Origin of the sequence: Desulfatibacillum aliphaticivorans DSM 15576 (genome assembly GCF_000429905.1) — a bacterium.
Classification (GTDB): Bacteria; Desulfobacterota; Desulfobacteria; order Desulfobacterales; family Desulfatibacillaceae; genus Desulfatibacillum; species Desulfatibacillum aliphaticivorans.
This window is the reverse complement of sequence record NZ_AUCT01000010.1, coordinates 14,602-26,578: the sequence shown is the minus strand read 5'-3', so window position 1 is coordinate 26,578 and position 11,977 is coordinate 14,602. Positions and strand designations below refer to the sequence as shown.

Genomic DNA, 11,977 nt, shown 5'->3' with positions numbered 1-11,977 from the left:
AAGGCTAAAAAATGAAAACTACGATTAACCGCGGTTCCGCCATTCTGCTTCTTTCAATGTTTTTTGCACTAATAACCTTTGTAAATGCTTGTTTGGCCCAGGATGATCTCCCTCAGGATTGCTGGGACTTGAATGATTACATAAATGCGGGAGATTTAATAGGGGCTGAACAATTGTTGGAACGCAATGGTAATCATTGCGCAATACTTCTCATAAAAAAATATGTGGAGAAAGGCAATACTCAAAAAGCCAAAGAACTATTGGAAAATTATAAAAATTATTATCGTTCAGATATTTCTGAAACATATAAATATTGGTTGTATTATTCGTTGCTGCTTGGTGTGGTGGATGAGTCGGACACAGATTCCTACTGGAAAAATCTGAATTATGGGTTTCAACCGGAAGCAAATAATCTCAAAAAAGAATTATCGGCGGAAGCAAAAAAAATTATGGCCTATTGTAAGAATCCTTTTGAAAAATCCAAACCTGAAGTCCCCTATTTATCAACAGTTTTATTTGATGAAATCAATTCAGAAAGAATTAACAATATAGATAGAAATGTTCAGCTATACAAAAATTACATAAGAAGTAATGATTATAGCCAGACCAACTTAACAAAAACTATTGATGTCTTGACCAAACTAAAAACAGACGGTGTTGAAGTGGGCGCACGTTTGAATGATTTTAAGAAGGTAAAAAAATTTTACGAAAAATTCAATCATGCGAAAAAGATGCAATCGCAAGGGAGTGGTAAAGAACCTTCAGAAATACTGAATGAGTGGAACGCGGCCAAAGACGCAAGTAGGGCTTTTTCAGGCCTTCACTATGATGTAAAAAAACCAAACATAGGGAGTGAGATTGATTTAAATATCAAAAAATGGGACCTTACTGTTGCAATTACAAAAGGTTTCTCTAAGGGGCTTCCGGATTCGGCTGCAGTTAAAAAATGGCGTAACAAGGCTCAGTCTTTGGCCTCAAATTATAAACCAGATTCCAAATATATGAACTCCTTAGAGCTCGTTGAAAAGTATGTGAGTGCACATAGCATAATGAACCATTATCTAGGCGTTAACGATTCCAGAATAGAATTTTTGAACAAGTTTAATTCGCATCAAGAGGTATATAAAAAGGAGGTTTTTCAAACGTCTTATGAAGAAATTATTGCTGATTTGAAAAAGATGTCTGCAACCACCGTCATTTGTTTGAGGGGCTGGCTTGAAGATAATAAGCCCTGTTGTGCATTAAAAAACACGGGCTATTTAGTCAAAGATGGCAACGATTTTGACGAGTACCTTAAGTATGTAGAAAAGGGGGCGCAATATTATAAATACTTATCTGACGAAGATAGAAACACTGTGGCCTATTTGGTCCAACAAAAAGAATACCTGGATTTGTTCAATAAGGAACAAGATAATGAAAAAAAGAAGACACTACTGGGTAAACTTAATACAAAAATAATTTCGTCACGAGGTTTACAGGGTAACCTTGAAATTCATACATATTTAGAGGAAATGAAGGTTCTCGTTCAAAATGATGAAGGCAAAGCAAGTAAAGAGCTTATTCCTGAGTTCGAAGCGTTAAGGGGAAAAATTATTAACAGTTATAACGATAATCAAACCAATTTTGAGAATTATCCTGACTGGGATAAAGAGTATAGTGAGTTTTTCTCCAAGTTCCACGAACATGTAATGATTATGACATGGAACTTTTATAAGAATGAGAAGATTGACGAAGGTCTTGACTTCCTTACCAAACGTATTGACGGTAATATCTACAAATCTTTTGGGCATAAATACCAAAATATAAAAAAAAATTTTTCTAACGAAAATGAAATCTCGTCTGCAAGTCCCGAAATTAAGCTCTATGTATATGCTTTAAGGAAAAAAGAATTATTACAAAACTTAACACAAAATAGTATGAATATAAATGAATTGCAGTTTTATATGGATCCAGACGTCAAAAACTTTTTGGATATTGGTGAGAATAAATTATATTTTGGCAAGAAATCATCAGAGGAACGCGACATTGCTAAAAAAATATTAGATAGCACTGCTATTTCTGAATGTAATAAACTCATAGAAGGTGTAAAGCGGTACATATCTAACGAACAGTATGAGGAAGCAAAAAAGGAAATACAATTTGCTCTTCAATGCTTTAAAGACTTGGATTCTGATCATGAACAAGGTAAGCAAAGTGCCGAAAAGGAGATCAAAGAACTCCTTGCTAAAATAAAAAGTTTACAAACAGGCAACCAACCTGGCGACCAGGTAATTGTCGAGGCGAAGAAAAATCTTAAGGAGGCTGAGCGCTTACTATACGAGCACGACTATGACAACGCAAAAAATAAACTTACAGATCTTATAAACTATGTAAAGGAGAGTAAGTTAAGTGAAAATGACCAAAGCCAAATTATCAAAAGAGCAAAATCACTGATGGATCAAATTAAAATTGCAAGTTTACGAAGTTCATATTGTGGAGACATTCATTCCAATGATCTTTGTGATAAATATAGTAATTTTATGCAGGATTTCAAATATTTGGACGCTGAAAAGCTTCTTCTTACTGAATTCAAGCAAAACAAAAATATTAAGCCTGTAATAGTTAATTACTATATGCTTATGGCAAATATATGGCTTAATAATGAAACTCCCAAAGCCCTTGGTACTGCTTTAAAAATGCTTAACAGTGCCGGAGATGATCGATGGGCCGAGAAAAAGGATCAGGAAGAAATTTTCGCTAAAGCTGGCGATATTTTTAAAAAATACAAAGGGAATAGTAGAACAGATGACTCTATATTAGAAGAAGATTATTTAACAAAAGAAAGTTGGCTATATAAGAAGCTAACTTCTTCAACAGGTGACGATAGTGGTGAGCCCACGCAATATATAACTAATAAACAAGAAATCGAAAAATTAAGGAAAGGTTTACAGGAAAAGGCAATTGCTGTCGCAAAAGAGAATTCATATTTTTCTCTGGTTCATAATCTGTTAGAGGGAGGAAACGACAATATTCAAAGCGGCAAAAGTTATGACCCAAGAAATGAGTTAAAAAAGGCAGTTAGGTATCTATTAGACAACGATTTTTCTGTTAACGAACACCTGGATAATTTGCAAATGGGACTGGATACATTTTATAGGTATGAAAAAGGCGAAAACGGTAATGCCAAGCCTGTTAGTAGTGGGCAAGGCAACCCTAATAGGATGTCTGAGGCTGAATTCATCCGTTCTTATGTACTTGCATTGGGTTATGAAAAAATGGGAAAATATGACAAAGCTATTGTAACAATACATACCCCCTATAAAAAATATAGTTATTCAGATGAGATGGATAACCTTGCTAAGGAAATGAAGAAATATTTTGAAGCAATGAAAGCCGTAAATGAATAAGAGTTAGATGTCCATTGCTTGTTTCACCGCCATGCTCTATTGTTAATCCTTGAGAATTTGGCAATAAAATAAATCAATCTGGAGGAAGTAGTGAAACAAATTCTTCACAAATATCCGCGTAGGTTGGTTGTTATTGACCCTGCAAGGATAGTTTTTGTGATTGGAGTAATATGCCTTTTTTTTGTTATCCAGTTGAAGCCCATCTTCGCTTCTCCATGCGAAATATTAGAAATGAAAATCAAAGCCGCCGATATAGACGCAGCGGAAGCCTTTATGAATCAAAACAAAACGAGGTCGTATTGCGCCATCTATCTTGTAGACGCATATAACAAAGAAGGAAATTCAGTTAAAGCCCGGAATTTGATGGTTCAACTAAAGGACCTGTATAACCCGTCTGACTCCCAGGCGTATTCTTTGTGGCTGTATTACAGTCTGTATTATGGAATCATGGATAACAAAGAGGTCGCTGACAGGGCCTTCAAACGTCTTGAGTATATATCTCCCCAAAAAGCAGATCAACTGAAAAATGAAAACGCCCACCTTCAGAACAAGGCGGAAAAGTTCATGAACGCTCCCTGGACAATGCCTTGTCCGGAAATAGAGCCTTTTTGGGCTGATGTTTTCCATTTTGATGTCGATAGAATAGAAAATATATGTCGTTATTCCAGGCTTTTAAATGAAATTTTCGCGGACGGAAATGTTACGAAAGAATACATACAACCAGCAATTAACGACCTGGAAGAATTGGAAAGGATTGGCGTAGACGTCCAGCCCTTGAAGAGAATATTTGCTACCATCCATGAATATTATAATTTGGATGCAAGGGCTAAAACCGCTAACTCATCCGTGGAGAAGGCTGCTTGTTATAAAAGAGCTGTTGAATGTCTCAAAATTATTAGCAAAACAAATCTTGTGAAGTTCCATAATCTTCCTCAGTGGCGAGAAATCGACAAAACGGCCGGCATGTGGGGCTTAGCGGCTGAAATTGACGAAGCGCTATCTGCCGGAGCGAGTCAGGAAAGATCTCTTAGGCTTTCAGACTTAGAACTATGGACTGAAAGAACGGAGGATATGCAGTCTCTATTCAAGGTAGAACCTGAATATGAAAATTGCCTGAGCTTGTTGCAGGTTTATGTATCCATGGACCTCTCCTCTTCTTGCGTTTCTGAAAAAGATCCATTCATTGAATTTCTGGACGCTTTTGATCAGTTCCCTGAGCAACCGCCAAGCAGCGCACGGTTTTGGAGTGACGTTAAACGTTCCGTTGTCCGCAAATTGCATTTTAACTGTAATGCAGCCATGGAAGATTTACATAATTGGCTGTATTTCAGCAAATCTGCCAGTCCAGCGCAGAAAATAGAGGGATGTTCAAGAAGACTTCTGCGCCGAGGAGAGGATTTTGAAGCTATCCTTTTAATACTAAAATCTAAGAGATACCTGGAATATCTTGACAGCTCTCAAACGAAGAAACTTTCCTCTTTAGACGACCAATGGAAGATTTTTAAAGAAGTTATGGAATCTTCCTCGGGCTTAGAAAAAGGAAGAAAATCTTTAGGACTGGATTCGGAAATCATTTCCGTATGGAATCTACAGCAATATGTCGATATTGCAAAGAATGTAGAGATTATGGAGAACCTCATAGCCGAGCATAATCCTATGAGGGCCGCCCCAGCAACAATAGTGGCTTTTGAAAGCGCTGATTTGGAGCCCTTGTTAAAAAAATATGTTTCGCATGAATTGTCTGACGAAGTTATTAATATCTATAAACAATTTATCAAGTCATATCATAGAAGTGTCATGTATGAGGCGAAACGGTTGTTCGAAAATCAAGCCTCATTTTTGGCTCAGAGATTGTCTGGACCAATATACTCTCATTGCAATGTTTACGAGAAATCCTATGAGGAATGTAGGAACCTGTATGAATCTTTGCTGGAAAAAGATGGATCACTAAGAAATCAACATGAAAAACTATCTTCCTATTCTATTATTTCATGGGATTGTTTTAAAAAATATAAATCTATTGAAAGAGATGGGTCTATTGATGAACGTCATGAATTTGTAACAAAAGGTGACTGGGGATGCAGGTTTGAGGATCGCGTATTTATTGCTATGCATTATAAAGAGATGGGTGATTATGAAAAGGATCTTGCAAGAGGAAAATCTGTTTGGGATGCGGCCCCTCATGAACAAAAAGCAATAGATTATTTCAGATACGCCGGTGACAAATGGCCCAGAGACCGGAGCGCCTTACTTGCCTCTATTCAGGAAATGGCCAAAAATCCGCTGGTTGAGAAATATATTAAGGACTCACTTCGTGATTCCTGGATATACCATGCATTATATGAAAACAAGGGCGCTAATAGTCAGGATACTCTGATAAACAGCTCTTGGCAAAAAATTTCAGCCCTCAATTAATTTGAAGTGGTTGCGGTTGTTTAGACGGTTACGTTGCTCCATAGGGTTCGCCATTGTGAAAGTACAAGTCATTGCTAATAAAATGGCCGAACAGGTAAATATTCAACCCCTTGGAAAGAATACTCAGGTTTCATTGTGCTAACCATTTATACACATCCTTCTGCGCGGGGCATAAAAAGAGAAACGATCTTTGCCCTAAAAACGCATCGGATGCGCATTGAAAAAACGCATGCCTGTCACCCATGAAAACCACCCATAAAAAAATGGGAAATGGAGATTCGGCAGGCTTAATCCCGGTGTACCAGGAAATGATCCACCTGCCGAATACGCCAAATCATTGGGGAAGCGAGTTGTGGGCAATGGGCCAAAATCAGGCCGGTCACTACAGAGTCTTCTTTACGAAAACCCGGATTAGATCCGCTTCGTAGTCCACTCTGGTAATTTTCAGGCATCTCCAGCCTTTTAAAAATGTGTGTTTGTGAATTCGATGCCCGACAGCAAGGTCTTCTTCAGGCCACTGATCGGGCATTTCGTTTATTTGCTGCTTTGTTCGATGATCCAGGAATATGACGTTTTTCATGTTGTCCCTCCTTTCATCATCAATATTTCTATGCAATGAGGTCCAATATTTCAACGAGCCAATAGGGTAATGTTTTGAAATCAGGGATGCAGTCAAGATCGGGAACGAAGGCGCTGGGGCCTGATCGAGGGTGTTCCACCTGGCGATCCTGATCGTCTTCCTGGTCCTTATAATAGTCCGCTGTCTTCTTCATAAGGCATATATCCGTCGCAAGAAAGCATGTTGGAATCATTTTTGACCAGAACCACTCGGCACTTTTTCCCAATCAAAGGATCTGTATCGAGTTCTTTCTGTAATGGAACTCCCAGGGTAAGGAAAAGACTGGCCAGGACGGAGAGCGGACCGTCACCTTCAAGAGCTATCCTGGTGGTGAAGTATCTTCCGGTGAATTTTCCATCCAGAACCATCCATATGAATTGAAGCATAGGTTTGCGGCTGCTTTTGGCAGTGTATCTTTCTACTCTGGTGCATTCTACATTGTAGACGCCCTCTGGTGGAGGGACAAGATTGTTGTTGACGTATTTTGTCAGGTCGATATTTTCGATGATCATAATAGAAACTCCTTCCGGCTGGAGACGCCCGCAAGGTTACATTTAAAAAATTTCTATATAAAAAATGATCTACCGGGCGGGATGATGGCGCAGAAGAAGTCGCTATCTGCCGAGTTAATTCCTGGATAATAGAGGCCTGTAGGCTTTCGATTGTAGACCTTGAGATGTAGAGGCGGGATATAGACCACAAAATTATTTTTTTGGCCATATAATAGGGATTTACAAAGGAAGAGAGAGATATTAATAGCATTGTGTATACATAGTGCTTTGTATATGAGTATATGAATTTGAATAACTGTGACATTCATCTCAGTCTACCTACTTATGTCAAATGAACCAGATCTGTCTTCTACCTCCCTTTTTTAAAAATTGTATCGTCTAATGAAACGATGATCTGGTAAGCTCATTTTTTTCAAGATCCATTGATGAGGACCGTACTTGCTTCAATTGCGGTCTCATGATATTTCAAAACTGAAAATTCCTCTACATAGCCAGGAGTCAATGATGCCGATAATTATTTCCAAACACGGGCAAAACGCCCAGGTCATCAATCAGTCGCCTTTTGAATATGAAGACTCGCTACAGGAGTATATTCATCGAAATCCCGAATCCATCCCTGTCTATGAGTTGCAGGAAAACAAGCGCCTCTACGTAGCTGTTAGGGAACTGTCCACAAATTCAGGTCCCATAGATGCTTTAGGAATCGATGAAGATGGTGATCTCTACGTAATTGAGACCAAACTTTGGAAGAACCCAGACAAACGAACGGTCATCGCTCAGGCTCTGGATTATGGCGCCGCATTGTGGAAACATACCACCGATTTCGCCCAATTCCTAAGCGTCCTTGATAGAGAAACCCAGAAAACCCATGGCATGGACTTTCAAGAAAAAGTCGCCGATTTCTTTGGAATTGAATTCGCCCAGACAGACAGCATCATTGAACGGATGAGTCAGAACCTCCAGGCTGGAGTTATCAAGTTTGTTATCCTGATGGATTCCATTGGAGACCGGCTAAAAGATTTGATTCTATATGTCAATCAGAACAGCCAGTTCGGCATCTATGGGGTGGAATTCAAATTTTACAAACACGAAGAATATGAAATTGTAATTCCCAAGATCTTCGGCGTTGAAGTGAAGAAAAGCATTACCACTCGGGCGAAGAAGTCCATCGATCCCCATTTTGCAACTGTGATCGAATATTATGAAAAACATCCCGTCACTGGCATGACATTGTTGGGTGGAGGCATAACATATCGCAAGGTAAAGCCGGTCAACTGGCCGGATGGAGTTCATTATGAATTATTGTTCCAAAATGACATGATCAAAGTGGATCTGCATCTTGAATCTGATGATGTTGCGTTTCTGGGGGAACATCTAAAGAAATTTGATGGGACTCTACTACAAGGGAAGTATCAAATTTCCTGGGATGACAAATACTCTCGTAAACGAGGTAGATTGACGGCTCCAATTTCCAAGACGTTGGATCCTTCAATAATTGTCGCTGCAATAAAAGAATTGGTTTCCATGACCAAAGGTGTGATAGATAATGAATTGAAGAGCAAATCATCCACCCCAGATAATTAAAAGGAGACCTTCCATGTCCAGATCACTTTATGAACTCGCCGCTGAAATGGTTACCGCCCAGGCTTCCCATGCCAAAATGACCCCAGAAGAAATGGCAGAGGCCTTAACCAAGGCATATCAAACATTGGCCTCCATCAAAGCAATGGAGGAAGCGGGAGAAACACCCGAAGTTGAAACGGAACCGGCTGAAGAAGTTCCTGAGAAACTGCTAAAACTGAGGGAGGCTCCTTTACGGTCCATTCGCCAAAAGTCTGTGGTCTGTCTTGAGTGCGGGGCTGAGTTCAAAATGCTGACTAATAAACACCTGGAACAGCATGGTATGACGGCTAATGAGTACCGGGCCAAATACGGTATGAAGAAGCGTCAGCCTCTATCTTGCAAGTCTCTTTCTGCGGATCGCGCCAAGGTAGCCAAAGAAAAAGGCTTGGCCGATAAGTTGGTTGCTGCAAGGAAGAATAAAAAGGCGACTGATAAGAAGACTCCCAAGAAATAGGCTGCTCTTTCGTTGGTAACACTGGTTGAATAGTTTCTGGTCTAAATCCCCCCCTGGCCCTTGATCGTGGGGCCAGGATGCGGTTCAGTCGATGGGTTGTATGTAAACGCTGATAGGATCAATTTAAGGTGCGTTCTTCTCGCTGGGGGGTGAGTTTTTTCAAGCTGTTGGTTAATGTGGAGAATCAGTTCCGCTAATTTTTTTTACTGATTATTGGAAACCCTATCCTTCCCATTCATTTCAATCGTCTGAAAATCGCCTTTTTCAAAGCCTCCGAAATAATTGAATCTGCATGATGACACAATTCAAAGTAATTGTTCAAAGTAATTGTTTGACAAAAGATTCCTATGGAGTATGATTTATTTCATACGTTTAAAATGAACCAATCGGAAATAACTTATGTCTTTATCGCGAGAAACACTTACTGTTGTGTTAATTAATCCGCCATCATTATGCGTAAATGACGACCATTTAGAGCCCCCCTTAGGATTACTATATATTGCAGCTGCTGTTAGGGATGCGGGGTTCAAACAAATTGGCGTTTTTGATATGTCGGGATGTAGCGATAGGCAAGATATTGATAAAAAAATAGAAAGTATTCCCAAGGCAGACGTTTATGGCATCGGTATCCACTGTACAACGCATGAATATGCTAAGCATATTGTGGATTGGATTCGCAATACGTGGTCATCTTCTTATATTGTCGTGGGAGGAGCAAACCCATCAGCTCTTCCTGAGCTAACTCTACACGATTTAGGAGTTGATTTAGTTGTGGTTGGAGAAGGCGAAAATGCCATGATCAGTTGTTTGGATAGTTATATTGATGGAACTCCCAAGGCTGGCGTACTACAAGGGACTCATGTTGAAGATATTGACACCCTTTCATTTCCTGCACGAGATCTTGTGAACAATAGTGGATATTCGCGAAAACTTCTTAATGAAAGCGTTATATCTCTCCTTGCTTCTCGCGGTTGTCCGCACAGATGCGCCTTTTGTAATAGTGTGGTAATGGGGGGCGGGGCAAGGCGGGTAGCTTTTAGAAGCCCGCTAAGCATTGCGAAAGAAGTTGAGGCTCTTAGGGATCAATGCAGGTTCTTCCGTTTTAATGATGATTGTTTCACAGAACATCCTAATTTGGATGAAGTATTGGATAGATTAACAGGGTTGGATATTTCTTTTCGGATTTTCGGTCGAGTGAGCCACCTGACGGAAAAAAACTGCCTTTCTTTGAAGCGGGCCGGATGCGTGCATATGTCTGTAGGCCTTGAATCATTAAATCCTCAGAATTTAAAAATTCTCAATAAGGGAGGACAAATTGGGCAAGAGTGGCGGGTGCAGTACGCCGCTGAAGCCGACATTGTGGTCCGTTCTTTTTTTATGGTAGGACTTCCGTATGATAATGATCAAAATATTGATGAGTACTTTTTAAAAGCAACCAACCTTGGTCTTAGCGAGTTTTCGGTCTATCCTTTGATTCCTTACCCCGGCACAGAAATCGCAAAGCGCCCGACCTCCTTTGGATACAAAATTATTAATCGGAACTTTAGAGATTATGTCCAGATTGGAGTGAACGGCCGGTCTTGTTTTGCTTTGGAGCATAAAAATTTTGGAGTAAATGATGTAAAAAGATGGAGGACTCGGGCGGAGCAAATCCTACGTAATGGTGGAGTAATTGATAGCATAAATAGCAAAATCGCAAAGTAGAGGGTTGTCGGCATGCAGTTTGGAAGTTCAATTACAGATATCGAGTTGAATCCATATAAGTTTGTCTCGATTCTTCCCAAGCTAGAAGCGCTTGCCGCTGGCCAGGATATTTTTCCAGTTACGGTCGAGCTTGATCCTGTTAATTATTGCAATCATAAATGCCGTTGGTGCGTTGATCCGTATCACGGGCAAAGCTGCATTTCTCTAAACTTTGCGGAGCGGCTCTTTGGCGAATTTGAGGAAATTGGCGTTGCCGGTGTGGTGTTCAAAGGAGGCGGAGAGCCGACTTTGCATCCAGAGTTCTCTCGTTTATTGGAAACTGCATCAAAATGCAAGTTCGAAGTGGGAGTTGTAACAAACGGTTCCAGGATAAACGGAATTGCGGACGTATTGGCGTCTTACGCCGACTATGTCAGGGTCAGCATAGATGGTCCCACGCCGTCGTCCCACCGATATGTTCATGGCTCAGACGATTTTGAGCACGTTGTAGGAGGCGCGAAAAAATTACTTGAGATTAGAAATAAATCCAATCAAAGGCATCCCATTGTCGGTTTATCGTTTGCAATGGATTTTGGGATGATCGATTTAGTGGATGCGGCGTTAAAACTTGGCGAGCAGGTAAAGTCCGATTACATTCTTTTTCGCCCCCCATTTTTTGAAGAGGTCGGCGCCCAGGCCACAAACAGTCCCCTGGAATCGTTCAAATTGCGCAAACAGTTCGTCGACGCCGCCAATGGGTACACTGGCGACATGAAGATTCTGGTTGATCACTGGATATCAGATCAGGATGCAAAATATTTAAACGCTTATAAAGGAAATTCTCCCAGGCGAGGCTCCTATATTATGAAAAATGCAAATGGCATTGAGCACGTCACGGGAAGATGCCTGGCCTCTCCCTTGCTGTCTGTGATTACAGCAGAAGGCGACGTTTATCCTTGCTGCAATCTTCGTTCAATACAAAAGTGGCGCATTGGACGGATCAATTATGAGCAGGGAAGAACTCTCAAGATGATCCTTGAAGGACAGGAAAGACAAGAAATTCTAACACGGATTAAAAAGTTCGCGTGCGCCAAACATTGCACGCACCCTTTAAGCAAGTACAATGAAATCATTGAGTATTTAAAAAGCCCCATGCACCATAAAGGGTTTGTCTGATTTATTACCGCCGCGGTAAGCCGGCGCAAAAAAGGGCTGTCCGGTTGAAAAATGGCGTCATACAATGAGGATTTTTGAAAACGGCGTTTTAGGGTAAAGGATCGAGGTT

At 40.3% G+C, this 11,977-nt stretch carries 9 protein-coding genes; 6 read left to right on the top strand and 3 right to left on the bottom strand.

Going from position 1 to position 11,977, the window contains the following annotated elements; genetic code table 11:
* Positions 1–11 precede the first annotated feature (11 nt).
* Both G491_RS0110945 and G491_RS0110940 read left to right on the top strand, forming a co-directional pair.
* A complete protein-coding gene (locus tag G491_RS0110945; protein ID WP_028314628.1) occupies positions 12–3,386 on the top strand; it encodes a GumC domain-containing protein in 3,375 nt (1,124 codons plus the stop codon).
* A 90-nt stretch (positions 3,387–3,476) separates the two neighbouring features.
* Complete coding sequence (locus tag G491_RS0110940; protein WP_028314627.1) at positions 3,477–5,801, top strand: hypothetical protein; 2,325 nt, start codon at positions 3,477–3,479, stop codon at positions 5,799–5,801.
* A 382-nt stretch (positions 5,802–6,183) separates the two neighbouring features.
* On the opposite strand, the gene G491_RS0110935 is transcribed toward G491_RS0110940, so the two are convergent.
* Genes G491_RS0110935 through G491_RS0110930 form a run of 3 tightly spaced genes read right to left on the bottom strand, consistent with a single transcriptional unit; the run spans position 6,184 to position 6,932 of the window.
* Entirely contained in the window at positions 6,184–6,381 is a 198-nt protein-coding gene (locus G491_RS0110935; RefSeq protein ID WP_028314626.1) for a hypothetical protein, read from the bottom strand.
* A gap of 28 nt (positions 6,382–6,409) precedes the next feature.
* Complete coding sequence (locus tag G491_RS35435) at positions 6,410–6,574, bottom strand: hypothetical protein (protein WP_157468194.1); 165 nt, start codon at positions 6,572–6,574, stop codon at positions 6,410–6,412.
* Positions 6,549–6,932 (bottom strand): DUF669 domain-containing protein, encoded by a 384-nt coding sequence (locus G491_RS0110930; protein WP_028314625.1) that lies wholly within the window; start codon positions 6,930–6,932, stop codon positions 6,549–6,551. The genes G491_RS35435 and G491_RS0110930 overlap by 26 nt, the downstream gene beginning before the upstream one ends.
* Before the next feature lie 501 nt (positions 6,933–7,433).
* On the opposite strand from G491_RS0110930, the gene G491_RS0110925 reads away from it, so the two are divergent.
* The 4 genes from G491_RS0110925 (at position 7,434) to G491_RS0110910 (ending at position 11,868) form a co-directional block, all read left to right on the top strand.
* Positions 7,434–8,516, top strand: a complete 1,083-nt coding sequence (locus tag G491_RS0110925) for a PDDEXK family nuclease (protein ID WP_157468191.1) — start codon at positions 7,434–7,436, stop codon at positions 8,514–8,516.
* A gap of 13 nt (positions 8,517–8,529) precedes the next feature.
* Positions 8,530–9,009, top strand: a complete 480-nt coding sequence (locus G491_RS0110920) for a MucR family transcriptional regulator (protein WP_028314623.1) — start codon at positions 8,530–8,532, stop codon at positions 9,007–9,009.
* Positions 9,010–9,408: 399 nt separating this feature from the next.
* A complete protein-coding gene (locus tag G491_RS0110915) occupies positions 9,409–10,713 on the top strand; it encodes a B12-binding domain-containing radical SAM protein (RefSeq protein ID WP_028314622.1) in 1,305 nt (434 codons plus the stop codon).
* 12 nt (positions 10,714–10,725) lie between these two features.
* Positions 10,726–11,868 (top strand): radical SAM protein, encoded by a 1,143-nt coding sequence (locus tag G491_RS0110910; protein ID WP_028314621.1) that lies wholly within the window; start codon positions 10,726–10,728, stop codon positions 11,866–11,868.
* Positions 11,869–11,977 lie beyond the last annotated feature (109 nt).